The organism is Comamonas sp. (assembly GCF_036643215.1).
Taxonomy (GTDB): domain Bacteria; phylum Pseudomonadota; class Gammaproteobacteria; order Burkholderiales; family Burkholderiaceae_C; genus Comamonas.
On record NZ_JAVXSJ010000001.1, the window covers coordinates 205,879 to 230,612 of the forward strand.

The following is a 24,734-nucleotide window of genomic DNA, read 5'->3' on the forward strand; positions in this document are numbered from 1 at the left end:
TGATGTCAAGGCTGGCGCGGCCGAGGCTACCCAGGCGCTTGCCGGTATCAACGGTACTGCTGCAGCCAAAAGCATTGAAGGTGTGGCAGCTGAAGCAATCCGAATGGGCGCTCAGGTCCAGGTAGGGGCTGCAAGAGCCAGTGAAGGCATGCAGCAGGTAGCTCAGTCTGGCGCAGATGCAGCTAATGGCACGCAGAGCCTGCGTAAAGCTCAGGCAGACATCAGCAGCTCTGCACCTCAGTATTTGCGTGTCATTGGCTCCAGCAACGATCTGCATAGAAATGGGGCGATCTCTGCAGCCCAGCATGCCCAGGCTATGCGCATGCTTCCTATGCAGATGACAGACGTTGTCACCAGCATTGCATCCGGAATGCCGATCTGGATGGTGGCTATCCAGCAAGGCGGGCAGATCAAAGACAGTTTTGGTGGCACAAGTGCGGCGGCCAGAGCCATGGTGGGCGCTATTACTCCTGCAACGGCAGCTATCGGAGGTCTCGCCATCGGCGCAGGACTGGTAGCTGCTGCGTACTACCAAGGTAGTGCAGAGCAGGATAAGTTTCGACAGCTGACTGTGCTCAACGGCAATGCGGCTGGCGTGACGGCCGAGGCCCTGAGTCGCATGTCGCGCGAGGTCGATGGCATTTATGGCACGCAATCCAAGGCAGCTGAAGGCCTGGCAATTTTGGCAAGCAGCGGCAAAATTTCCAGAGACAGCTTGGTCGAATTCACGACTGTGGCTGTGCGTATGGAGGATTTGGCGGGCCGCTCTATTGAACAGACTGCCAAAGAGTTGGAGCAGTTGGGCACCAAGCCCGCTGAGGCATCCGCAAAACTCAATGAGTCCTATAACTACCTGACGCCTGCCGTTTATAGGCAAATCAGGGCTCTTGAAGATCAGGGGCGAACTGAAGAAGCTGCCGCACTTGCTCAGAAAACCTACAGCACAGCTATGTCAGCGCGAACCAAGCAATTGGAAAGCGAGCTGGGCTATATCGAACGAGGCTGGCGTGGTGCGCGCGACTTGGCCAAAGAGGCATGGGATGCCTTTTTGAATATCGGTCGTCCAACCACCGTACAGGATCAGGCCGAGGGACAGATACAGGCACTGGAAGAGGATATTCGTCGGCGTAAAGAAAATAACGCGAATTTAAGAATAAAGGATGGAAAGGCCACTGCGCAAAAGGAAGCCCAGCTTGAAAATGCGAAAGGCATTGCGCAATTATCTGAATCTGCATCCAAAGCGACAGCTGACGCAATTGATAAAGAGAATAAAAATCGCCAGTCTGGAATTGATCTGCAGCGCGAGTCAGCTAAATATGACAGCGACGCTGTCAAAATGCGCCGAGAAATCACGCAGGCCGAGGCCAAATATGGCGAGCTAGCAAAAACTGATGCTCAAGCACGTAAAGACTTGGAGCAGTTAATTGGCGGCATTCGCGAAAAATACAACAAAAAAGGCGGTAGCAAAGGTGCTGGCGGTATTCATATCACCGACACCGAAATGGCCAGCATGCGCAGCCAACTGGTGGCCGCGCAGCAGTACCACCAGCAGCTGCTCACCATGGGCAGCGGTGCCACAGAGCTGAATACGGCCGAGCGCGAAAGCCTCAAGATTGGCGAGCAGATCAAGCTGGCCACCGATGGCAAGACCATTGCCCGCCTCAAAGAAAAGCAGGCCATTGCTGACACCTTGGCCGCTCAGCTGCGCAGCAATGAAGGTCTGGAGCAGTCATACAAGGCGCACCAGCAGGCCATTGACGCCAACTACAAGGACGCCCAGGCCATTGGTCAGCGCGCCCGCGACCAGGCTGCGGCCAATGAGGTTTTCGGCAAGGGCCGCACTGCCATTGAGCAAATGACCCTGGCCACGCTGCAGCACCAGCTGGCGGAGGCCGAGGGCAGCGACAGCTTCGACCCCAAGTACATCGCCTCCCTGCGCGAGAAGATTGCCGCCCAAAAGGACTTTGTAGGCGCTTTGGGTCAGGCCGATTACAAGGCGGTGCAGCAGCAGGCTGATGAGTTGCTGCGCAGTGCTCAGGCCATGGGCAAGACCTATGAAGAAGAGTTCGCCCTGTCTGGCGCCAGCGCCCAGCAGCGCCAGATCATTGCCGCACAACGCCAGGTGGAGCTGCGTTACGCCAAGGAAATCGCCGCCGTAGACAAGCTCAACCTGGGCGATGCCGAGAAAAAAGCCGCCTTGGCCACGCTGGAACAGGCTCGCCTGCAGGAGCTGGCCAACGCTGGCGCCAAGGTCAATCTGCAAGTCTGGAGCGAGTCCGTGCAGCAGTATGACGACGTGTTTCGCAAAGGCTTTGCGGACATGCTCAACAACGGCAAGAGCGGCTGGAAGTCCTGGACGCAGAGCCTGGCCACCACCTTCAAGACCACGGTTGCCGATCAAATCTACAAGGCCTTTGCACAGCCTTTTGTGGTGCGCATCGTGGGGCAGATGCTGGGGTTGTCTGGTGGCGGTGCCGGTGGCGTAGCGGGAACGGCCGCCAGCCTGGCCAATAGCTCGGGCCTGCTGGGCAATGCCAGCAGCAACTTGATGAATGGAGGCTTTGCCGACTGGTCCACCTGGGGAGCCAAGGGCAGCAGCTGGTTGATGGATCAGGGCATGAGCATGGTCACCAAGGGCTGGGAGTCTGCTGGATCGTCCTTGATGTCCCTGGGGCAGACGGTGCAGGGTGCCGACGCGTACCTCAAGACACTGCCGGGCTTTGAAGGGGGTCTTGGCTCGGCAGCGGGCTATCTGGGCAGCATCTACAGCCTCAGCCAAGGCCAATATGGTTCTGCCATTGGCTCGGCCATTGGCACTTACATCATGCCGGGCATTGGCACCATGATTGGCTCGGTGCTGGGCGGTCTGGTCGATGGCATGGGAATCTGGGGCGGTGAAGTCACGCAGACCGGCTCTGGCATTACGGGCAGCCTTGGCGGCCAGCTCAGCGGCTATGCCGAGTTTGAGCGGGACGGTGGCTGGTTCGGTAGCGATCGCAGCTGGAGCAAGATCGGCAAGCTGGAAGCCAATGCGGCCCTGCAGGAGACCTTCAAGGGCCTGCAGACCCATATTGGTGAGCAGGCCAAGGCCCTGGGCCTGTCTTCTGATGCAGTCAAGAAATACACGCGGGACATTCGTTTCAGCACGGAAGGCCTGACCGGCGACCAGATCACGGCTCGCCTGCAGGAGGAAATGGCGGCCGCAGGCAACACCATGGCCGGGCTGGTACTGGACACGACCAGGTACACCAAGGCCGGTGAGAGCCAGTCCGCCACGCTGACGCGCCTGTCCACCAGCCTGGCAGCGACCAATGCCACGTTTGAGACACTGAACCTCAAGCTCTACAGCGTGGGTCTGACTGGCGCGGACATGGCCAGCAAGCTGGTGGCCAACTTTGGCAGCGTAGATGCCTATATCTCGGCGTCGGAAGCCTATTACAAGACCTATTACAGCCAGGCCGAGCGTGCCAACAACAGCACGGCCGCAATGACCAAGCAGCTGGCCACGCTGGGCCTGACCCTGCCTGGCACGCAGTCCGAGTTCCGTGCGCTGGTCTCCAGCCTGGACCTGACGACAGAGCATGGCCGCTTGGCATACGCCACGTTGCTGCAGATGGCTCCCCAGTTTGACGAGACAGCCAAGCAGCTGGACGAACTGGCCAAGGCTGCGGCGGCAGACCTGATATCGACCTACACCCGCGCTGCGGCCGTGGCACCAGGCATGCAGATTGCACGGGAGGCTATGACGGGCACTACCAATCAGGCGCAGCAGCTGGGTGGGTCCATGTCCAGCATCAACAAAATTCTGGGTGACAGCTCCAGCGGCGTGCTGACATGGTCCAACCAAGTGCAGTCCAGCACAGCTGTGCTCAACCCTGCCCAGGCGGCTGTCAGTGTGCTGCGTAGTGAGATTTACGCCCTGCAGACATCGGCCAGCGGCACGGTGATCAACATCGACGGGCTGTCCAAAGCTCTACAAGGAGTCGATGCCAAGACCTTCACAGCCACGATTACCAGCGCCTTTGAGCTGATCGCCCAGCGCGTGCGTGACGATCTGAGCAGCATTGCCAGCGAGCGCCAGGCCGTGCGTGAAGCCGCCATCAGCATCATTGGCCCCACGACGATGACGCCCGCCCAGATTCGGGCCCAGATCAAGCAACAGACCGTGGCGCTGCCGGGTCAAACCGGCATTGCCAACGCCCAGACGGCCTTGGCCCGCGCCGATGCACTGATTGGCCAGCGCGAGCGTGAATACGCCACGGCCTTTGCCAACAACGCGAACAAGGCCCCTGGCCTGCAAAGCAGTGCGGCCGCGCTCGATGCCAAGCGTGGCGATGCGGCTCGCTCTCTGGTAGCCACATACCTGCGTTATGGCAACGTGCAGAACGGCGTCCATGGTGAAGGCGTGCCGGGCAGCCTGGCTGGTCTGGTGACTTATGAAGATACACAGGCCAATATGCTGGCCAAGCTCAAGAACCTGCCCACATCCGAGATTCAAGCCTTTGCCGACCAGCTCACGCGCTTGGGTTCGGGCGGGCTGCGTGGCGGTCTGAGCAGTACCAACACTTACGTCAATGCCCTGGCCGCTTACCAGAAGGCCATGGACGAAGAGGCCGCGAACCGCGCCAAAGCCCAGTCCCTGCGTGACCAGGCTGCCACGCTGGCCAGCAAGGTGACCAGTGCCGAGCAAGCCCTGGCCGCAGCCCGTGCTGCACAAGGCAATGCGACCAACAACGCGCAAAAGGCCCAGCTCGACTATGTGGCCGCGCTGCAGAAGTACAGCCTGGACAGCGGCAAAGCCGTGTCGAATCTGAGCAAGCTGCGCGAAGAAACCGTCGCTTACTACCAGTCTCAGGCTCAACTGGCCCAAGCCATGAATGCCTCGGCCAGCGGCCTGCGCTCCACCGTGGCAGACATCCGCTTTAGCCAGATGAGCACGGCCGGGCAGTTCGCCAACATGCAAGAGCGCTACAACGTGGCGTACTCCATGGCCATGTCCACCACGGGTGAAACCTTGGCTGGCTATGGCTCTGAGATGAATTCGCTGCTGCAGCCCCTGCTGCAAAAGGCCCAGGAAGCGGGCCTGGGCGGGGCCGAGTACGCCAGCCTGGTCAACACGCTGCTGGCCAGGGCCGAAGCCATTGCGGGGCGCATTGAAAAGGACGCGCCCAAGAACTACCAGGAAGAGTCTCTGGGCCTGCTGGGCCAGATCGACAGCACCCTGGCCGCCCTGGAAGCCGGTGCCAAGAGCAGCGACCAGATCATGACAGAGGCCATCAAGGCCGGTACCGACACGACCCGCGACGGTCTGCGCGCAGTGATCGCTGCCCTGCAGGGCCGACCCGTGCCGGCATTCGCGGCTGGTGGTCTGCACGCGGGTGGCCTGCGCCTGGTGGGCGAGCGTGGGCCCGAGCTGGAAGTGACTGGGCCTGCTCGGTATTTCAGTGCAGACATGACCAGCCGCATGCTGGCCGCGCCGAGCCAGAGCCTTGACCTGGCGCCGCTGCTGGCCGAGCTGGTGCGCCTGCGCCATGAAGTGGCCGATCTGCGGGTCGAGCGCCGCGCCGATGCGGGTGCGATTGCCACCAACACGGGTAAGACCCAGCGCCTGCTGGACCGTTTCTCCGTGGAGGGCATCCCTGTGCGCAATGCCGATGGCCAGCACTTCGTCATGCGTTTGGAGGCCGTTTAAATGCTGTTGATTCGCCCTTTAAAGGTCACTCCAACGATGGTCACGGCCAGCAATGCAGGTGCTGCAGACCCAGACTACTCGGCCACAGTCAGCTACACCCTGGGCAAGCGCGTCTTCTTAGCCTCGACGGGCAAGACCTATGAATGCGTGCAGGAACCTGCCATGGACAAGAGCCCCGCGTCCGAGCCGCTTTACTGGATGCTAGCCGCGCCTTCCAACCGGTGGTCCATGTTTGACACCGAGATCAGTACCAGCACGACCACTGCAGGCGATCTGACCACTACGGTCACGGTTCCAGGCCGCGTTAATGCTGTGGCGCTGTTTGGCTTGGTGGGCTCCAAAGTGACAGTCGTGCAGCGCAGCGCCGCCAATGTGCTGCTGTGCCAATTCGCCAAGGTGCTTCGCACCCAGCCTTCGGACTGGTACGAATACTTTTATGCCGAGCCCGAGCAGATCGCGGAGGCCATCTTCACAGGCTTGGTGCCCTCCAGCGGTAGCCGCCTGGAAATCACCATCACCGGCCCGGCTCGGTGCGCAGCCATCGTGGTGGGCAATACGTTTGATCTTGGTGATGCCCAGTGGGGCGCTACCACTTCCATCATCGACTACAGCCGTAAAAACACCACGGCCGATGGCGTGCAGTCCTTTGAAGCCGGGCGTTTCAGCCGCCGTATGTCCGTGCGTCTGGAGCAGCCCCGAGAGCGATACCCCGCCGTGCAGCGCGTGCTGGAAGCCGTCCGGGCCACGCCCTGCGTCTGGCTTGGCGTGCCAGGCCGAGAGACCTACAGCCCCATGACGATCTATGGCCCCTACAAAGACTTTTCTTTGGAAGTGGCCTATCCGACCAAGCACCTATGTTCCCTTGAGATTGAGAGCCTGACATGACCATGATTCCTGAACTTCCGCCGCCACCGCAGAGTACTGACCCGGTCAATTTCTCGGTTCGGGCCGATGCCTGGATGTCAGCTGTAAGTGGGTTTTCAGCAGCCGCAAATGCCCAGGCGCGAGAGAACAATCTCGCCGCATCTACAGCTTCAACAGCTGCAGCCACTGCGGGATCACACTCTGCGGCCGCCAAGTCCGCTGCTGATGAAGCCATTTCCATGGTGGGCGCGGGAAGGTATTCCGCCACCGCGGCTTACCAGTCGGGTGACTTGTGCTGGAGTCCCGCAAACGGCCTGATCTACCGACGCCTGACGGCAGGGGCTGGTGGAGCAGACCCCAGTGCTGACCCCACGCATTGGGAGCTGTCGCGCAATTTTCCTGTGGGCTCGCGCCCCAATCAAGTGCCTGCGGGCAAGGACCTGTCTCACGATGCATACGGCAGCCAGGGCATTGGACTGATGTACCGACATACGCCCGATAGCCGCCCAGGCGACTGCTGGCGTGAGTATGTCAACGACACCACCACAACAATCAAGTTTCACGGCTTCGACGGTGTTATCCGCAGCCGTTCGGAGAGCTGGACATGACGACTATTCCCAACTTGCCAGCGGCGCGGCCCGCGCGACAGTTTGACTTTGCGGGCAGTGGCCGTATTCATCCTCTGATGCAGTTTTCTCGCGCAAGCGTCGGGACTTGCTTCGGACCAGATGGGCTGCTACGCCGAGTCGGCAGTAATGTGCCCCGCATCGACTATGACCCGGAGACTGGCGAATGCCTGGGTCTCCTCTTTGAAGAGAGCGAAACCAATCTGGCCCTGCAGTCTGAAGACTTTGCAAACGCCGCATGGGTCAAGCAGCGCGCAACGATTGCGGCCAAAGTGATGCTGAGCCCTGACGGCACAGCGATGGCTGATGCTCTGGTTAGCGACAACCAGGCGGCAGCGGAGCACGGTGTATCTCAACTCAACATGGCTGCGACATTCGCCCAGGGAGATCGCTTTTTCTTCAGCGTTTTTGTCAAGCCTGGTCAGAAGTCCAAAGTCGCATTGCGTCTGCGCCGCTCGCTGTCTTCTGGGTTCGTCACAGGCTATTTTGATCTCGTGACGGGAGAAACCAATGTCACGGGAGCCAGTCAGGGCGCAACGCTGTCTTTGCAGCGCAAAAAGCTGCCCAACGGCTGGACATGGTGCTGCATCGAATACTTTGCAGGCTCGACAGATGGCGCAGACCCGCTCGTTGCATACGTCTACCCAGCAGACTTGATGACATCGACGCTGTATGACGGAACAGGTGCCCAAGACCTCTATTTGTTCGGCGCACAGTGCACAAAGCGCAATTGGTCGTCGTCATACATTGCGACTACAACGGCCCAAGTAACTCGCGCAGCAGATGTTGCCAGCATGGCGGCGCGTGATCTCGGCTGGGTGGGCCAGCGAGGGACGATGGTTGCTGAAGCTCGGATGAACTTGCGCTTTCGAGCGTGCATGCCGTTCTTTCTAGGGCCGTCGGTGACGTTTCAGAACGCAAACTGCGTCTCGGCCTGGCTATCGCAGTCGAATAACACTGAGCTAAGCAGTGCAGCGGTCTACATCAAAAAAGCTGATGTGATCTATCTCGGAACATCGTTTGGCTCTGCGCCTCGTGCCGTGTGGAACAAGATCGGCGTTGCTGTCGACGCTGGTAACTTTACTTCTGCGTTCAACGGCGTACTTGTCAATGCCACGGGTGAATTGCCAGCGATTAACTTCATCAGCTTCGGATACCAGTTCACGGGACATATCCGCAAGATTGCATTTTTTGCTGCGGCCGTGACCGGACCGGAACTGGGGAGGCTTACAGCATGATGGTCTATCTACGTTTTGCAGATGAGGCGTCCGCGCTGCGGGCAATTGAAGCGGCAACATGGCCAGCCTATATCGGATCTGCTGCTGTGGATGTAGTGGGCGTCATCTACAGGCCGACTGGTGCGCAGGTATCCACGCCAGACGGTTATGAGCCCGAGTTTGGGCCCGTTCCTGGCTGGCACGTCAATCTGTCTGAACGTGTGCCAGCGCTTCAGGACTATGAGATCGACCCGCCCGCCACGCCTGACCGCGTCTTTGCTGGTGGTGATCAGGTTGATATGCCTCGTGTTCCGGCAAAGGTGACACGCCGCCAGGCGCGCCAGGCTCTCTTGCTTGCAGGGCTGCTTGATAAAGTGCAGCCTGCAATCGACGCGATCCCAGACCCCATCGCGCGCCAGCTCGCACAGATCGAATGGGATGACAGCCAAGACTTTGAGCGCGAACGCCCCTTGCTGGTCCAGCTGGGCTACGCCCTGGGCCTGGATGACTCGGGCCTGGATGCGATCTTCATTCAAGCTGGAGGCCTTTGATGCTCTTGGCCAGCTACAAGTCCACCCGTCCAGGTCTGCAGGGCCTGTTCAATCGCATCATCCGGCTGCGCCTGCGCGGCCAGTACAGCCACAGCGAGATTGTTTTCGAGCCAGGGGACGGCGTTGGCCACCTTATGCCCGATGGCATGGCCGAGCCCGACAAGGACGGCTCACTCTGGTGCGCCAGCAGCGTGGCAGCCGAGGCGCTACCGACGTTTTCTCCACGCAGGGCAGGCAAGACGGGCGGCGTGCGCTTCAAGCGAGTAGTGCTCGACCCAAGCCGCTGGGATGTGGTCAAGATCAACCTGGACCCTATGGCCACGGCCCATTGGTTTAGGGTGCATGAGGGTGAAATGTACGACTGGCAGCTGATCCTGGGCTTCATGAGCTGGGTGATCCCCCAGAAAGACCAGCGCTGGACCTGCAGCGAGGCCTGCGCCTCTGCACTAGGCATGGCAAAGGATGATGCTTGGCGATTTGATCCTGCCAACCTGCCCGCTGCCGCTATTGTTTGGGCGTAAGTAGGCCTCGAACAAAAAATTCGATTTTGCATTGTAGCTCTGATGCCACTTGCAGGTAAGAATAGGCTTTCAACAAAAGAGAGGATCAGGTTATGAAGTACGTAGGTGATGACAACGTATTAGTGGGGAAATTCCCCGAAAACGCGGTGATTGGCAACGGCAATGTAATTTGGCGAGCAACTGATGCAGCGGGAAACGTCATGCTTAACCAGGCAATGGCTATGGGGAGAGGGGCAAGATCTTATGGAGACTCGATTGCTATCGGTGCCAACGCACTTGGCGGACTCAAACCAGTTGCCCTTGAGGAGCTACTGCGCGAACTTAACGGACTGATCCAGCAAGCATCAGGTCTTGGGACCATAGAAGCGGATCGCTTGACGCGTGGTGCGATGGATTTAAGAGTGGCCATGCAGCAACCATCTCCTGACCTAGGTGCTCTCGCCACAGCGTGGAAAGGACTAGAGGTGTTCGCTACCTCTTGTGGCATCGTGGATGGCATTGACAAGCTTGGCCAGTTTTTCAGAAGCATTCCTGGAGGGTGACCCTCTAGGTTTCGAGCATGGGCGTCAACGCGAGTTCAGGCCCATGCGTCCGAATGTTCAGAGCCACGCGGCCAATTACACTTTGTCATAGCAAGGACTCATAGCCGGAGAGTCCAGAAAGGGGCGAAGGTAGCAAATTTTTTGTTTACCCCTCAGCCCAGAAAAGACAAAAGGACTTAGCCAATTTCTCAGCTAAGTCCTTGAATCATTTGGTCGGAGCGGCGGGATTCGAACTCGCGACCCTCTGCTCCCAAAGCAGATGCGCTACCAGGCTGCGCTACGCTCCGAAGCCTCTATTATAGGCACAAAAATCAGCTCGTTTTGGAAGAGTAGCTACTTTTGAGTGAAGAGACTGATTACTTATTGCGACGCGGGCCGGGGCCTGGGCCACGGTTGGCCAGGTGGCGGAAGGTAATGCGTCCCTTGGTCAGGTCGTAGGGCGACATTTCCAGCGACACGTTATCGCCAGCCAGAATGCGGATGTGATGCTTGCGCATCTTGCCGCCGGTGTAGGCAATTAGTTGGTGACCGTTTTCCAGCGTGACGCGAAAACGCGAGTCAGGCAGGACTTCCGTCACGGAGCCTTGCATTTCAATCAGTTCTTCCTTGGCCATTTGTTCAATCTCTCAAAAAGGTCAGTTGCGGCGCTTGTTCGTCATCGCCACGTAAAAGGCCTGAGTGTTGTGTGACTCAGGCCTTTTACGTTGCGGGCGCGCAGCGCAGACTGCGCAGACCAAACAAAAGGCCGATATCCCATTAGCAATGCCGCAAAAAGCATTCAGCTAAACACCAGAATTGTAGCGTCTTGGCCTTGCTTATGTTCTGGAAAAAGGGTAGGACGTCGCATCGATAAGACGGGTTTTGTGCACTTTTTCATAGAGGATTCACGGATGTCTATGGCTGCTTTGCAGGTGCAATAGATACAGACGCAGGCCGGTGTTTTGAAAGACTGTGGCGGTCGCCGTTGTCTTGGCTAGAATCCTGTCCACTGTTCTATAACTTTGATAGCAAAAAACCACTGTGTCTGATCGACTTGCCGTACTTTCTCAATATTTCTTGCCCAAGCAGGCTCTGACCGTCCTGATGGGAAAATTGGCCCAGGCCGAGGCCGGAAGCTTGACGACGGCAGTCATTCGTCGCTTTATCCAGCGTTACAAGGTCAATATGGCCGAGGCGGCTAACCCCGATCCAGCGGCCTATAAGACATTCAATGCCTTTTTTACGCGGGCGCTCAAGGATGGTGCTCGTCCTTTGGCTCAGGCGGACTGGGTGTGCCCTGTCGATGGCGCCATCAGCCAGTTTGGCAAAATTGAAGGCGAGCAGATCTTTCAGGCCAAGGGCCACCAGTACAGTGCTACCGCGCTGGTGGGGGGCGATGCCGCACTGGCGCGCCAGTTTGATGATGGCAGCTTTGCCACCATCTATCTGAGCCCGCGTGACTATCACCGCATTCATATGCCCTGTGCAGGCAAGCTGCGCAGCATGACTTATGTGCCCGGTGATCTGTTTTCAGTGAACCCGGTGACGGCGCGTGGCGTGCCCGGCCTGTTCGCGCGCAATGAACGCGTGGTCTGTGTGTTTGATACTGCACACGGCCCGTTTGTAATGGTACTGGTGGGCGCCACGATTGTGGGCAGCATGGCGACGGTCTGGCATGGCCTGATCAACCCGCCGCGCCCTGGTCACATCAAGACCTGGAACTATGAAGGCGCTGAAGCCGTAGAGCTGGCCAAGGGCGCCGAAATGGGCCGTTTTCAGCTGGGCTCCACCGTGGTCATGCTGTTCCCGAAAAGCGCGGGGCTGCAATTCAATGCGCAGTGGCAGCCTGCAGCGCCGGTGCAACTGGGTCAGGTGATGGCCAATGTGCAGACCCAGTTGAACTGAGTTCAAGTTTCATAGCGAAAGCCGCTGATGCCATAAGCGTCAGCGGCTTTTTTGATGCCTGACTATTTACAGAAACCAGGTCAGCGGCTGGGGGCTGCGCTCGGTGGTGAACAGCGAGGGCGCCAAGTGCAGACGGTCTGGTTTGACGGGGTCGTCATGGCCTTGCAGATAAACCATCAGCTCTCGTCTGCGCAGAATGACGTGGCTGACGACTTCTCGTCGGCCATTTTGGGTCACCTCGGTACCAGGGCGAAACAGCGGCATATGAAACAGGCCACTGCGGGTAGTGCTGGGCGGCGGTGCCGCAACTTCATTGGAGGCGAGCTGCATAGGCTTTCCGTAGTAGTGGTGAATGCTTATCGGCAGCTTTTCTCCAAACTGAAGCCTCAATTTCCGCTGGGCTGGGCCAGTGCCTTGAGTAGCTCGGTCTCTATGCGCAACTGGCTGCTGTTATCTTGCAACTCCGGCCCTTCGATCAGGAAAGTGTCTTCCACCCGCTCGCCCAGCGTACTGATCTTGGCCAGATGCACGCTGATATGGTGCTGAGCTAGGATGCGGGCAATGATGTAGAGCAGGCCGGCGCGGTCCGATGCGGAGATGGATAGCAGCCAGTGCTGAGCCTTCTCATCAGGCCGTAGCGAGACACGCGGTGCAAACGGAAAGCTCTTGACCCGGCGAGACAGCCGTCTTTGAGAGGGCGTGGGCAGCGGGCCGCCCTTTAGCAGAGCGTGCGTCAGGTCGTTTTCCACCATGTGCATCAGTTCACGGTACTGCTCTTGCATGGTGGGGGCAATGACCTGGAAAGTATCCAGCGCATAGCCGTTGTTGGCCGTATGAACGCGGGCGTCGAGAATCGAAAAACTGGCGCGGTCGAAATAGCCGCAGATGCGGGCAAACAGATCGGCCTGGTCTGGCGCATACACCAGCACCTGCAGGCCTTCGCCCGCCAGTGATCGACGGGCGCGCACCACGGGTTTGCCTGAGCCTACATGGCGTGAGAGATGCCGGGTGTGCCATGCAATGTCAGCCGCTTCATGGCGCATGAAGTAGCTCACATCCAGCGATTCCCAGAGTTTTTTGTGTGACTCAAAGGGCTGCGCCGTCAAGGCCAGCTGGATCAATGCCTCGCGTTTGCGGCCTTCCACTTCGGCTGCGGCATCGGGGGCGCGCCCACCCAGCACGCGCAGTGTCAGGCGGTAGGTGTCTTCCAGCAGCTTGCCCTTCCATGCGCTCCAGACCTTGGGGCTGGTGCCGCGAATGTCGGCCACCGTCAGCAGGTACAGAGCGGTCAAATAACGCTCATTGCCCACGCGATCAGCAAAGGCGCGAATCACGTCGGGGTCGGACAAGTCCTGTTTTTGTGCGACCTGGCTCATGGTCAGGTGCTCGCGCACCAGAAACTCGGCCAGTTTGGCATCGGCTTTGTCAACCTGGTGGGCGCGGCAAAAGCGCTTGATTTCTACCGAGCCGATGATGGAATGATCGCCTCCGCGGCCCTTGCCGATGTCGTGAAACAGGGCGGCCAGATACAGAATCCAAGGCTTGTCCCAGCCAGCGGCCAGCTGGGAGCAGAACGGATATTCGTGGGCATGCTCTGCCATGAAGAAGCGCCGCACATTGCGCAGGACCATCAAAATATGCTGATCCACCGTGTAGACGTGGAACAGGTCATGCTGCATCTGCCCCACGATGCGGCGAAACGGCCAAAGGTAGCGACCCAGCACCGAGGTCTGGTTCATTAGCCGGATGGCATGGGTAATGCCGCGCGGCTGCTGCAGAATTTTCATGAAGGTGGCGCGGTTCACCGGGTCATGGCGAAAAGCGCTGTCCATCACATCGCGGCTGGCATACAGCGCGCGCAGGGTGCGGGTGGAAAGGCCGGTCAGCCCCTCATGCTGCTCATACATGAGAAAAGTCTCAAGAATCGCATGTGGGTCGCGCTCGTACAGGTCGTCGCTGACGACTTCAATGGCGCCAGCCTTCTCGCAAAAGCGCTCGTTCAGGCGAATCAGCTCATGCGAGCTGGGGTTCAGGCGCTCCTCAATGCTCATGCGCACAATCTGGCACAGCTGCGTGACGGCTTTTGCCGCCCAGTAGTAGTGGCGCATCAGCGTCTCACCTGCGCGCATGGCCAGCTTGCGGCCTTCGGGCGTGGTGGATCGGTAACCAAAGGCCTCAGCCACGGCGGTTTGCAAGTCAAACACCAGACGGTCTTCATGCCGACCCGCTGCTGCGTGCAGGCGGGCGCGGATCAGGCTGAGCAGCGATTCATTGGATTCGAGCTGCTGCACCTCAAACGGGGTAATCAGACCTTGCTCGGCCAGCTCATGCCAGCTGCAGCCCAAACCTGCGGCCTTGGTGAGCCAGAGCATGGTGTGCAGATCGCGCAGGCCGCCGGGAGATTCCTTGCAATTGGGCTCTAGCGAATACGGCGTGAAGTCATATTTGGCATGACGCTGGCGCATCTCCAGAATCTTGCCTTCGACAAACGCCTTGGGCTCCAGCTGCGCGCGGAACTGGCTTTCAAAATCGGCGAACAGGGGCTGGTTGCCGGTGATGCGGCGTGACTCCAGCATAGCGGTCTGCACCGTCAGGTCTTGCGCGGCTTCCTGCAAGCATTCGGCAATGCTGCGCACACTGGAGCCAATTTCAAGCCCCGCATCCCAGCAACTGCTGATGAATTGCTCGATACGTGCTGCAATTTCAGGAGCAGGCTGCGCCCCACTTTGGGGCAGAAGCACCAACACATCAATGTCTGAATAAGGAAAGAGCTGGGCACGCCCATAGCCACCCACGGCCAGCAGGGCTGCGGTCTCTGGCATTAGCGCCCGCTGCCAGAGTGTGCGCAGCAGGCCATCGGCCAGTTCACTGAAATGGTGCAGCACACCCCGAACGCTGCGCCGGCCCAGAGCCGGGTTTTGCAGCAGCGCTATCTGCTTGGCCTTAGCCGTGCGGAATTCCTCGCGCAGAGTTTGCAGCGAGAGTTGATCGGGCGCATCAGGCGCGGTGGCAGGAGAGAGGGCAGAGGAGGTCATGCGCAGCAGAAAAAGGGTTTCAACAGGGCAATTGCTTAACTACCACCTTAACTCAACTGACTTGGGCTTGAAGCCGGTGTCTGCAAAAAGGTGAGCGCAAAGCGCTTGCGACACAAGGGTTGCAAGCAAAAAATATGCCGCAACCAGTCTGGCTGGGTGCGGCATGATCCTCGGGCAGCTGAAAAATGATCAGGTGCGTATGGCTTTGATGAAATCTGGGGGCGTGGGAGAGCCATCCGACCAGGTCAGCACGTCATAGCCGGTCTTGGTAACGGCCAGCATCAGCTCCCATTGGGCGGTCAGGCTGCGGTCTTTGGTAATCACAGTCCAGCCATCGGGCATGGCTTTGATGTCGCGCTTGCCCAGGTTCAGCATGGGCTCAATGGTGAAGACCATGCCTTCTTCCAGTACCACGCCGTCGCCGGGGCGGCCGTAGTGCAGCACCTGTGGCTCGTCGTGAAAGACTTTGCCAATGCCGTGGCCGCAGTACTCACGCACCACGGTCAGGTTGTGGCCTTCGGCAAAAGTCTGGATGGCGTGGCCAATATCGCCCAGCGTGGCGCCGGGCTTGACCTGCTCGATACCCTTCCACATGGCTTCAAACGTCAGCTTGCTCAGACGCTTACCAGCAATCGTGCCGTCACCGATCAGGAACATACGGCTGTTGTCGCCAAACCAGCCGTCATCGGTAATCACGGTCACGTCCACATTGACGATATCGCCCTTCTTCAGTGGCTTGTCATTGGGAATGCCGTGGCAGACCACGTGGTTGACCGAGGTGCAGACATAGGCCGGGTAGGGCGTCATGCCCGGCGGCTGATAGCCCAGGCAGGCGGTCTTGGTGCCTTGTTCGGCCATGCGCGCGGCGCACAGGTCGTCGATCTGCTGGGTGGTGATGCCCGGCTTGATGTGGGGGGTGATGTAGTCCAGCACATCCGAAGCAAAGCGGCCAGCAATGCGCATGCGCTCGATGTCTTCGGGGGTTTTCAGTGTGATGCTCATGGGGGAATTATCCCATCGCGGGCTTGAACTTGCAGGGGCAAGGGACGCGAGGTCCTGGGGTAAGCCCGAGGGACGGTAAAATGTGAGGCTCACCGATACAGTGCCTTGGCTTTGACCTTTAACGGGTCGAGGCGGGGGCGCATTCACCAGCCTTCACATAAACAGGCCGCCACGTGACCTTGCATTTGACACAGTTTGAGGGTGGAAACGCTCTTAGCTCGTTCCGCGCTCAACAGCTTTTGACCGATCTGGTCGCTATCCACCCCAAGATCACCAGCGTGTCAGCACGCTTTGTGCATCTGGTGGCTACGGAGGGTGCTCCGGTTCCCGCATTGCAAGAGCGCCTGTCGGCACTCTTGACCTATGGCGATCCCTACATCGGCACAGCCGAAGGTGTGGCATTTATTGTCACGCCCCGTCTGGGAACGATCTCGCCCTGGGCCTCCAAGGCGACCGACATTGCCCGCAACTGCGGCCTGAACGTCTTTCGCGTCGAGCGCATGACCGAGTTCCGTGTGGAACTCAAGTCCGGCATCCTCGGTGGCAAGCCCGAGCTGTCGCAAGAGCAAACCGCGCAAATCGCTGCTCTGCTACACGACCGCATGACCGAATCGGTCTTTGCCACCCGTGCAGAGGCCGAGCAGCTGTTCACAACCCTGGCTGCAGAGCCCATGGAGTTTGTGGATGTGCTGGGTGGCGGCGCTGCTGCTTTGGAAAAAGCGAACAAGCAGTGGGGCCTGGCCCTGGCCGAAGACGAAATCGAGTACCTCGAAAACGCCTTCAAGGGCCTGAAGCGCAACCCCACCGATGTGGAGCTGATGATGTTCGCGCAGGCGAACTCCGAGCACTGCCGCCACAAGATTTTCAACGCCAACTTCACTATCGACGGTGTGGCGCAAGAGAAGTCGCTGTTCGGCATGATCCGCAACACCGAAGCCGTGTCGCCCCAGCACACGGTGGTCGCGTACTCGGACAACGCCTCCATCATGGAAGGTCATGAAGTCGAGCGTTTTACCGCCAAATTCAATGCTGGCACAGACAGCGTAAGCGCTCCTAGCTATCAAAAAAAGACTGCCATCAACCATGTGTTGATGAAAGTGGAGACGCACAACCATCCCACGGCCATCTCTCCGTTCGCAGGTGCATCCACCGGCAACGGCGGCGAAATTCGTGACGAAGGCGCAACCGGCCGTGGCTCCAAGCCCAAGGCGGGTCTGACTGGTTTCACCGTGTCCAAGCTCTGGGGCAGTGAAGTGGGCAAGCCTGAGCACATTGCCAGCCCGCTGCAAATCATGATCGAAGGCCCCTTGGGTGGCGCGGCGTTCAACAACGAGTTTGGCCGCCCCAACCTGACCGGTTACTTCCGCGAATATGAGCAGCAAATCGGCGACATCACCCGTGGCTACCACAAGCCCATCATGATCGCTGGTGGTCTGGGCGTGATTGATTCTGAGCAGACGAAGAAAATTCTGTTCCCCGCAGGCACCTTGCTGATCCAGCTGGGTGGCCCCGGCATGCGCATTGGCATGGGCGGCGGTGCAGCCAGCTCCATGGCTTCGGGCACCAACGCGGCAGAGCTGGACTTTGATTCGGTGCAGCGCGGCAACCCAGAGATTGAGCGCCGTGCGCAAGAAGTCATCAACCACTGCTGGCAGCAGGGCGAGAAGAACCCCATCTTGGCCATCCACGACGTGGGCGCTGGTGGTATTTCCAACGCCTTCCCTGAGTTGACCAACGACGCGGGTCGTGGCGCGCGCTTTGATCTGCGCGCTGTGAAGCTCGAAGAATCGGGCATGTCGCCCAAGGAAATCTGGTCCAACGAATCGCAAGAGCGTTACGTGATGGCCATTGCCCCTGAATCGCTGGCACAGTTCGCCGCATTCTGCGAGCGCGAGCGTTGCCCGTTTGCCGTCATCGGCACGGCCACCGAAGAGCGTCAACTGGTGCTGGAAGACACGGCCGTGGAATCTGGCGACCAGAAGTTCCCGGTCGACATGCCCATGGAAGTGCTGCTGGGCAAGCCGCCCAAGGTGCACAAAGATGTGACCACCGTAGAGCGCGAGCTGCCCGCGATTAACCTGACCGGCGTGGCGCTGGAGCAGGCCGTGATCGATGTGCTGGCACACCCCACCGTGGCCTCCAAGCGCTTCCTCATCACCATCGGCGACCGCGCTGTGGGTGGTCTGACCCACCGCGACCAGATGGTTGGCCCATGGCAAGTGCCCGTGGCCGACGTGGCTGTGACGCTGGCGGACTACAAGGGCTTCAAGGGCGAAGCCATGGCCATGGGCGAGCGCACACCGCTGGCCGCCATCAACGCTCCCGCCTCGGGCCGCATGGCCGTGGCTGAAGCCATCACCAATATGCTGGCTGCGCCTATCGAGCTGTCCAAAGTCAAGATGTCGGCCAACTGGATGGCCGCCTGCGGCGAAGCCGGTGAAGATGCTGCGCTGTACGCCACGGTGAAGGCTGTGGGCATGGAGTTGTGCCCTGCGCTGAATATTTCGATTCCCGTGGGCAAGGACAGCTTGTCGATGCGTACGCAGTGGAGCGAAAACGGTGTGACCAAGAAGGTCACCTCGCCCGTGAGCCTGATCATCACTGGCTTTGCATCGATTGACGATGTGCGTACCACGCTGACGCCCCAGCTCAATGCCGAGGAAGACGACAGCACCCTGGTGCTGATCGATCTGGGCCGCGGCAAGATGCGCATGGGTGGCTCGATTCTGGGTCAAGTGCTCAACCAATCCGGCAACGAAGTGCCTGATCTGGACGACGCCAAGGATCTGATCGCTATGGTGGATGCGGTGAATGCACTGCGCGCCAAGGGCCTGATCCTGGCCTACCACGACAAGGGCGACGGCGGGCTGCTGGCGACCGTGGCCGAAATGGCTTTTGCGGGCCATGTGGGCGTGGCGCTGAATGTGGACATGCTCATCACCGAAGGCGACGGCATCTCTGACAGCCGAATGGACAGCGGCGAAGGCAAGAACTGGGGCAAGCAAGTCTCCGGCCGCCGCGAAGACCTGACCCTGCGCGCACTGTTCAACGAAGAGCTGGGCGCTGTGCTGCAGATCAAGACTGCGGATCGCACCGAAGTGCTGCAAGTGCTGCGCGAGCACGGCTTGATCCAGTGCAGCCACACCATTGGCAAGACCCGCCCTGTGTCGTCCCCCGTGGATGCTGGCAAGGGCGAGCTGCAAGTGTGGCGCGATGCGAACAAGGTGTTTGGCGCAACGCTTTCCGACCTGCACCAGGTGTGGGACGCCGTGAGCTGGAAGATTACCCAGCAGCGCGACAACCCCGTGTGCGCCGACAGCGAACACGCAGCCGCTGGCCAAGCAAACGATCCCGGCATGCATGTGCACCTGACGTTCGACCCCCAGGTCAACGTGGCAGCGCCTTTCATCAACGTGGCTGCCAAGCCGCGCGTGGCTGTGCTGCGCGAGCAGGGCGTGAACTCCCATGTGGAAATGGCCTACGCCTTTACCGAAGCCGGTTTTGAAGCGGTGGACGTGCACATGAGCGACCTGCAGGCTGGCCGCGCACAGCTGAAAGACTTTGCTGGTGTGGTGGCCTGCGGTGGCTTCAGCTACGGCGACACATTGGGCGCTGGCATTGGCTGGGCACGCTCCATCACGTTCAACGATCGTCTGTCGGAGCAGTTCCAGGCGTTCTTTGGCCGTACCGACACCTTCGGTCTGGGCGTGTGCAACGGCTGCCAGATGTTTGCCGAACTGGCCGACATCATCCCCGGCGCACAAGACTGGCCGCGTTTTACGCAAAACCAGAGCAACCGCTTTGAAGCGCGTCTGAGCATGGTCGAAGTGCTGGAATCGCCCAGCCTGTTCCTGCAAGGCATGGCTGGCTCGCGCCTGCCGATCGCCGTGGCACATGGCGAAGGTTTTGCCAACTTCCAGTTCCGTGGCAACGCGGATCAGGTCGTCAAATCCATGCGCTACGTGGACAACCACGGCCAGCCTACCGAGCAGTACCCGTTCAACCCCAACGGTTCGGCCGGTGGTTTGACGGCTGTGACAACGGCAGACGGCCGCTTCACCGCCATGATGCCCCACCCCGAGCGTGTGTTCCGCAACGTGCAGAAGAGCTGGACTTCGGGCGACAAGTCCGAATTCAGCCCCTGGATGAATGTGTGGCGCAACGCCCGCAAGTGGCTGGGCTGATGTTTCAGCGCCGCTGAGAGTTAAACGCTCTTCGTAAAAAGCAGAAGCCGGTTGACGCAAGTCAGCCGGCTTTTTTGCTTCGTGAATTTTTATTTTGTTTCAGCTGGAGGCCCTGGCTCTGGTGTTAGGCTGATGCCCGGTAAACGACTGGCCCTGCTTCAGGCGGGCAAGTCTCAAACAATGCGCAGACTCGCGATTCAGAGATCAATAGGCCTCTAGCGCTTGCTACATAAGTGTATGCAGCTACCAAATTTGAATGCAGCAACTTGATCGAACGGGGGATCATCGGTGTCGCGTGTATTAGCTACAGAAGCAGAAGTTCTGGCCTTGTCGCCGGATGCCGCTTCGTCCAAAGCCGCCAAAGGGCTGCAGTCCATCAGCAAATGGCCTACCGTGGGCAGCAACAATGTCGCAGTCTGGGGCGAATGCCAGGGTAGTGGCAGCAAGCCCTATCAAACCCAGGTCGACCTTAGCGGCCCGGCCTTCAAGTGCAGCTGCCCCAGCCGCAAATTTCCCTGCAAGCATGGCCTGGCGTTGATGCTGCTGCGTGCGGCAGGTCAGGTGCCCGAAGGTGGTGAATCACCAGAATGGGTCAATGCCTGGTTGGGTGGTAGACAAGACAAGGCCGAGAAAAAAGAGGCCAAGGCAGCAGCCATTGCTGCTGCGCCCGCTGCCGATCCTGAAGTCCTTGCCAAACAGCAGGCCAAGCGTGATGACAAACGCTGGGACAAAGTATCTGCCGGTATGCAGGAGCTGTCGCTGTGGATGCAGGACATGGTGCGCACGGGCCTGGCCAATCAGTCCAGCGATGTGCAAGCCCGTCAGCACTGGCACACCATGGCTGCACGTATGGTCGATGCGCAGGCGACTGGCATGTCCGCCCGCATTAAAGAGGCATGGGAAGTGGTGGACAGCCACCCCAACTGGGCGCGTGACTTGCTGGTGCAGCTGGGGCATTGGCAGTTGCTGGTCGATGCTGTTGAGCGCCGCGAGTCGCTGAGCCCCGAGGTCAAAGCTGATGTCATGGCAGCGCTGGGCTGGCCCATGGACAAGGTCGAGGTGCAGGCGCTGGGCGAAACCATCAGCGACGACTGGCTGGTGGTCGGCCTGCGCATGCTGGAGCGTGAAGGCCGCCTGGTTGAGCGCCGCGTCTGGTTGCAAGGTCTGCAGACCGGGCGCATGGCGCTGGTGCTGGACTATTCGCAAGGGGGGCGCGGCTTTGAAACCGCATTGGTGCCGGGCTCTACCTACCGCAGCCGCTTGAGTTTTTACCCCGGCAATGCCCCGCTGCGGGCAATTGCCGCCAGCGGCGCGCAGGCATTGGGGCCTGCGGACGCTGCGCCGTTGAAGCCAGCCGTCCTGGCCCAGCCCTTGCAGCGGCTGAGCCAGCGCATTGCCGCCAATCCTTTGCAGCCCGTCCAGCCGCTGTGGTGCACGCAGGCACATCTGGTGTTTGCCGATGGGCAATGGCTGGTGGCCTGGCCCCAAGACAAGGATTCGCACGCGCCGGTCCCTGCCGTGATTGCGGATGAGCAAGCCTGGCATCTGCTGGCGCTGACGGGCGGTGCGCCCATGGCCTTGTTTGGCGAATGGGAGCCGGGGCCGCAACTGGGGCGCTGGCGTTTGCTCAGCGCCTGGCAGGCCGATGAATCAGGTCAGATCCTGCGCAAGCTGTGGCAGAACCAGGGAGAAGTTTTATGAGCAGCACCCATTTATGGGCGGCCTTGCAGCAGTCCAGCCTGGTCGGCGCCGATCGCTTGCCCGTGCCTGCGGCATTGGTTGCGGGTGCCGATGCATCTCTGTCGCCGACAAGGCAAGCCTTGGAAAGTGCCCTGCAGCAGCCCGCGACATCGACCGCTGCGCAAGTGCTGCGGGCCAGTGCCGTAGCCGCCGTGCTGGAGCGTGCGGGCTGGACGCCCGGCGCGCAGATCAGACTGAGCCAGAGCTTGGCGTTGCCAGCGTTGCCCGCCGCAGAGTCGCGCCATGCACCGCAAAGCGTGCTACTGCTGACCATGATGAAGGATGTGCTGGAGCATGGCCCGCGAGACCTGCTGGCCCCCATGTTTCAGAGGCTGAATGAGACCGGCATGCGCCTGTCTCATGAGCTGTTGGTGCCGGCCTTGAATGAAGGTCGCCAGTCTGTGGAACTGCGCACATGGCTGACGCCGGTGCTGGGCGAGCGTGGCCGCTGGCTGGCAGCGCTGAACCCGCAGTGGGCCTATGCCAGCGGTGTGCAGGAGACGGCCAACGCCGACCAGATTTGGCAGGAAGGCTCTATCGATCAGCGCGTGGCCTTGCTGCGCGATGAGCGCGCGCGCGATGCAAGCCAGGCACGTACCCGGCTGGAAGGCAGCCTCAAAGAGCTCAGCGCCAAAGAGCGCGCACCCATGGTGATGGCGCTGGAAATCAGCCTTTCCATGGACGACGAGCCGCTGCTGGAAAAGCTACTGACCGACCGCAGCAAGGAGGTGCGCGAAAATGCGGCCCGTCTGCTGTCGCGTATGCCGCAAAGCGCCCATAGCCAGCGTATTACCTCTTGGCTGCAAGCCATGCTCACCCAGAACACCAAGGGAGAATGGCAGATTGAGCCGCCAGAAGAAGGTAATAAGGATTGGGAGCGCGATGGCATTGCGCTGCAGCCACCTGCATATATCAAGGGTGTGAAAGCCTGGTGGCTGCAGCAGATGGTGGAGCTGGCACCGCTGGACTTCTGGATGCAGCAGCTGGGCATGACGCCTGAGCAGCTGTGGGAGTGGAGCCGCCGCAGTGACTGGAAGACGGCGCTGCGCCAGGGATGGCTGGCAGCCTTGCGCGATCAGCCTGATGTGCGCTGGATCGGTCTGCTGCAGACCATGGACCGCGACGCGCGGGCAGAGTCCTTGCTGCCCGCCTTGCTCGACCAGCTCAGTCCCGAGCAGCGCGAGGAGTATTGGCTGCGCCAGTTGCAGCAGGCCAAGGGCACGCTGATCGACCGCATCAACACGCTGGAAGGCGGCATGCCGGTGGTGGGCGAGTTTTCACTGCTTATGTCCGAGCGTGTGATGGACGAGCTGGACAAGGCCTTGGGCGGCAAGCAGGCCACGGGCAGCTGGCATAGCTGGCAGGCCGATCAGGCGGTGCTGGTCTGCGCCCGCAGATTGCATGCGGCCATGTTGCCGCGCTTTGCGCAGCTCTGGCGCCAGTCCGCTCCAGCCCCCGAATCCGTGCCTGAAGCGGCTGTGGATGCCGAATCGCCCACGGCCGCCGAAACGGCGGTGATGCCCAGGCTGACGCAGCTGTGGCGCAAGCTGGTTTCCAAGACCGACGCCGTGGTGGAAGACGCCACAGCCGCTGTCGTGGCCAGCACTCTTACGCCAGAGCAGCAAGCCAGACTGGACCGTGCCCGCCTGCGTCCCTGGGATGACGAGCAGGTACTGGCACAACTGAACCGCATTGTCGATCTGCGCATGGCCTTGCATGCCGAGCTGCGCAGCTGATCCCCATTTTCTGAATTCATACCGGAAGCACATCATGAGCCAAGTACTACGTCAGCACGCCGAGACGCAATTTGCTGAAGAACTCGATGCCCTGCAAAAAGTGGACGACCGCGCGCGTCCGCAGAACTGGAAACTCTCGCCCTGGGCGGTGCTGCAGTACCTCATGGGCGGCAAGCTCAGCAACGGCTTTGAGGTCAGTCCCAAATACATCGGTAGCCCGCGTCTGATGGAGATTGCCGTCTCCACCTTGGCCACCGACCGCGCCTTGTTGCTCTACGGTGTGCCAGGTACGGCCAAGTCCTGGGTGTCTGAGCATCTGTCGGCTGCCGTGAGTGGCGACTCGACCATGCTGATCCAGGGCACTGCCGGCACCAGCGAAGAGCAGCTGCGCTATGGCTGGAACTACGCTCAGTTGCTGGCCCACGGTCCTTCGGAGAAGGCGCTGATCCCCAGCCCTCTGGTTCACGCCATGAAGCTGGGCAAGATTGCCCGCATCGAAGAGCTGACCCGCATCCCCGCCGATGTGCAGGACACCTTGATTACCGTGCTGTCTGAAAAGACCCTGCCCATTCCTGAGCTCAGCAGCGAAGTGCAGGCCGTGCAGGGCTTCTCGGTCATCGCCACGGCCAACAACCGTGACAAAGGCGTGAACGAACTCTCCAGCGCCTTGAAGCGCCGCTTCAACACCGTGGTGCTGCCCGTGCCTGCATCGCAAGATGAAGAAGTGCAGATCGTCACCAAGCGCGTGGCCGAACAAGGCCGGGCGCTGGCCCTGCCCGCCGAGCCGCCAGCCCTGCAGGAAGTGCGCCGCGTGGTGCAGATCTTCCGCGAGCTGCGCAACGGCCAGACCGAAGACGGCAAGACTGTGCGCGTGAAGTCGCCCAGCTCCACGTTGTCTACGGCTGAGGCAATCTCGGTCATCAACAGCGGCATGGCACTGGCTGGCCACTTTGGCGACGGCGTGCTGCGCGCAGGCGATGTGGCCTCTGGCCTGCTGGGTGCGGTCATCAAAGACCCGGTGCAGGACACCGTGGTGTGGAAGGAATATCTGGAAACCGTGGTTAAGGAACGCAGTGACTGGAAGGATTTGTACCGCGCCTGCCGCGAACAACTGTGAGTTGGCTGCAGTGAATACAGCTC

General features: G+C 60.1%; 16 protein-coding genes and 1 tRNA gene. 12 read left to right on the top strand and 5 right to left on the bottom strand.

The features are described 5' to 3' along the window. The first annotated feature begins 148 nt into the window (after positions 1 to 148). The 7 genes from RSF91_RS01005 to RSF91_RS01035 all read left to right on the top strand — a co-directional run bounded on the left by RSF91_RS01005 (position 149) and on the right by RSF91_RS01035 (position 10,013). Complete coding sequence (locus RSF91_RS01005) at positions 149 to 5,692, top strand: phage tail length tape measure family protein (protein WP_332566669.1); 5,544 nt, start codon at positions 149 to 151, stop codon at positions 5,690 to 5,692. Then, positions 5,693 to 6,577: a hypothetical protein gene (locus RSF91_RS01010; RefSeq protein WP_332566670.1), complete on the top strand. Its 885-nt coding sequence runs from the start codon at positions 5,693 to 5,695 to the stop codon at positions 6,575 to 6,577. Continuing rightward, the gene (locus tag RSF91_RS01015; RefSeq protein WP_332566671.1) at positions 6,574 to 7,164 is read left to right on the top strand and encodes a hypothetical protein; all 591 of its coding nucleotides are present in this window, start codon (positions 6,574 to 6,576) and stop codon (positions 7,162 to 7,164) included. The genes RSF91_RS01010 and RSF91_RS01015 overlap by 4 nt, the downstream gene beginning before the upstream one ends. After that, complete coding sequence (locus tag RSF91_RS01020) at positions 7,161 to 8,420, top strand: phage head spike fiber domain-containing protein (protein WP_332566672.1); 1,260 nt, start codon at positions 7,161 to 7,163, stop codon at positions 8,418 to 8,420. Before RSF91_RS01015 ends, RSF91_RS01020 begins: the two co-directional genes overlap by 4 nt. Next, positions 8,417 to 8,950: a hypothetical protein gene (locus RSF91_RS01025; protein WP_332566673.1), complete on the top strand. Its 534-nt coding sequence runs from the start codon at positions 8,417 to 8,419 to the stop codon at positions 8,948 to 8,950. The genes RSF91_RS01020 and RSF91_RS01025 overlap by 4 nt, the downstream gene beginning before the upstream one ends. After that, positions 8,950 to 9,471, top strand: a complete 522-nt coding sequence (locus RSF91_RS01030; RefSeq protein ID WP_332566674.1) for a hypothetical protein — start codon at positions 8,950 to 8,952, stop codon at positions 9,469 to 9,471. Before RSF91_RS01025 ends, RSF91_RS01030 begins: the two co-directional genes overlap by 1 nt. Positions 9,472 to 9,563: 92 nt before the next feature. Then, the gene (locus RSF91_RS01035; RefSeq protein ID WP_332566675.1) at positions 9,564 to 10,013 is read left to right on the top strand and encodes a hypothetical protein; all 450 of its coding nucleotides are present in this window, start codon (positions 9,564 to 9,566) and stop codon (positions 10,011 to 10,013) included. Positions 10,014 to 10,223: 210 nt separating this feature from the next. On the opposite strand, the gene RSF91_RS01040 is transcribed toward RSF91_RS01035, so the two are convergent. Both RSF91_RS01040 and infA read right to left on the bottom strand, forming a co-directional pair. After that, positions 10,224 to 10,300 (bottom strand) — tRNA-Pro (locus RSF91_RS01040). A gap of 69 nt (positions 10,301 to 10,369) precedes the next feature. Continuing rightward, positions 10,370 to 10,627, bottom strand: coding sequence for a translation initiation factor IF-1 (gene infA, locus RSF91_RS01045; RefSeq protein ID WP_332566676.1), 258 nt, complete (start codon positions 10,625 to 10,627; stop codon positions 10,370 to 10,372). Between the two features lie 406 nt (positions 10,628 to 11,033). Here infA and asd point away from each other — a divergent pair, with 406 nt between their 5' ends. Then, positions 11,034 to 11,897, top strand: coding sequence for an archaetidylserine decarboxylase (gene asd, locus RSF91_RS01050; protein ID WP_332566677.1), 864 nt, complete (start codon positions 11,034 to 11,036; stop codon positions 11,895 to 11,897). Between the two features lie 66 nt (positions 11,898 to 11,963). Here asd and RSF91_RS01055 read toward each other — a convergent pair whose 3' ends face one another. From RSF91_RS01055 to map, 3 genes are all read right to left on the bottom strand, one after another. Beyond that, on the bottom strand, positions 11,964 to 12,227 hold the full coding sequence (locus RSF91_RS01055) for a hypothetical protein (RefSeq protein ID WP_099736481.1): 264 nt from the start codon (positions 12,225 to 12,227) through the stop codon (positions 11,964 to 11,966). 56 nt (positions 12,228 to 12,283) lie between these two features. Then, positions 12,284 to 14,932 carry a [protein-PII] uridylyltransferase gene (locus RSF91_RS01060; RefSeq protein WP_332566678.1) on the bottom strand — a complete coding sequence of 883 codons (2,649 nt, stop codon included), beginning with the start codon at positions 14,930 to 14,932 and terminating at the stop codon, positions 12,284 to 12,286. Positions 14,933 to 15,121: 189 nt separating this feature from the next. After that, positions 15,122 to 15,934 carry a type I methionyl aminopeptidase gene (gene map, locus RSF91_RS01065; RefSeq protein WP_332566679.1) on the bottom strand — a complete coding sequence of 271 codons (813 nt, stop codon included), beginning with the start codon at positions 15,932 to 15,934 and terminating at the stop codon, positions 15,122 to 15,124. A 173-nt stretch (positions 15,935 to 16,107) separates the two neighbouring features. On the opposite strand from map, the gene purL reads away from it, so the two are divergent. From purL to RSF91_RS01085, 4 genes are all read left to right on the top strand, one after another. After that, entirely contained in the window at positions 16,108 to 20,118 is a 4,011-nt protein-coding gene (gene purL, locus RSF91_RS01070) for a phosphoribosylformylglycinamidine synthase (RefSeq protein WP_332566680.1), read from the top strand. Between the two features lie 288 nt (positions 20,119 to 20,406). Continuing rightward, positions 20,407 to 21,819 carry an SWIM zinc finger family protein gene (locus RSF91_RS01075; RefSeq protein WP_332566681.1) on the top strand — a complete coding sequence of 471 codons (1,413 nt, stop codon included), beginning with the start codon at positions 20,407 to 20,409 and terminating at the stop codon, positions 21,817 to 21,819. Then, a complete protein-coding gene (locus RSF91_RS01080; protein WP_332566682.1) occupies positions 21,816 to 23,594 on the top strand; it encodes a DUF5691 domain-containing protein in 1,779 nt (592 codons plus the stop codon). Before RSF91_RS01075 ends, RSF91_RS01080 begins: the two co-directional genes overlap by 4 nt. A gap of 34 nt (positions 23,595 to 23,628) precedes the next feature. Then, positions 23,629 to 24,711 carry an ATP-binding protein gene (locus RSF91_RS01085; RefSeq protein WP_332566683.1) on the top strand — a complete coding sequence of 361 codons (1,083 nt, stop codon included), beginning with the start codon at positions 23,629 to 23,631 and terminating at the stop codon, positions 24,709 to 24,711. Positions 24,712 to 24,734: the final 23 nt, after the last annotated feature.

Bases quoted from the DNA above. Each gene is read 5' to 3' on its own strand.
- RSF91_RS01080 (WP_332566682.1), top strand. From the start codon at position 21,816: ATGAGCAGCACCCATTTATGGGCGGCCTTGCAGCAGTCCAGCCTGGTC.
- RSF91_RS01005 (WP_332566669.1), top strand. From the start codon at position 149: ATGCAGCAGGTAGCTCAGTCTGGCGCAGATGCAGCTAATGGCACGCAG.
- RSF91_RS01085 (WP_332566683.1), top strand. From the start codon at position 23,629: ATGAGCCAAGTACTACGTCAGCACGCCGAGACGCAATTTGCTGAAGAA.
- infA (WP_332566676.1), bottom strand. From the start codon at position 10,627: ATGGCCAAGGAAGAACTGATTGAAATGCAAGGCTCCGTGACGGAAGTC.
- RSF91_RS01015 (WP_332566671.1), top strand. From the start codon at position 6,574: ATGACCATGATTCCTGAACTTCCGCCGCCACCGCAGAGTACTGACCCG.
- RSF91_RS01025 (WP_332566673.1), top strand. From the start codon at position 8,417: ATGATGGTCTATCTACGTTTTGCAGATGAGGCGTCCGCGCTGCGGGCA.
- map (WP_332566679.1), bottom strand. From the start codon at position 15,934: ATGAGCATCACACTGAAAACCCCCGAAGACATCGAGCGCATGCGCATT.
- RSF91_RS01035 (WP_332566675.1), top strand. From the start codon at position 9,564: ATGAAGTACGTAGGTGATGACAACGTATTAGTGGGGAAATTCCCCGAA.
- RSF91_RS01010 (WP_332566670.1), top strand. From the start codon at position 5,693: ATGCTGTTGATTCGCCCTTTAAAGGTCACTCCAACGATGGTCACGGCC.
- RSF91_RS01020 (WP_332566672.1), top strand. From the start codon at position 7,161: ATGACGACTATTCCCAACTTGCCAGCGGCGCGGCCCGCGCGACAGTTT.
- RSF91_RS01060 (WP_332566678.1), bottom strand. From the start codon at position 14,932: ATGACCTCCTCTGCCCTCTCTCCTGCCACCGCGCCTGATGCGCCCGAT.
- RSF91_RS01055 (WP_099736481.1), bottom strand. From the start codon at position 12,227: ATGCAGCTCGCCTCCAATGAAGTTGCGGCACCGCCGCCCAGCACTACC.
- RSF91_RS01030 (WP_332566674.1), top strand. From the start codon at position 8,950: ATGCTCTTGGCCAGCTACAAGTCCACCCGTCCAGGTCTGCAGGGCCTG.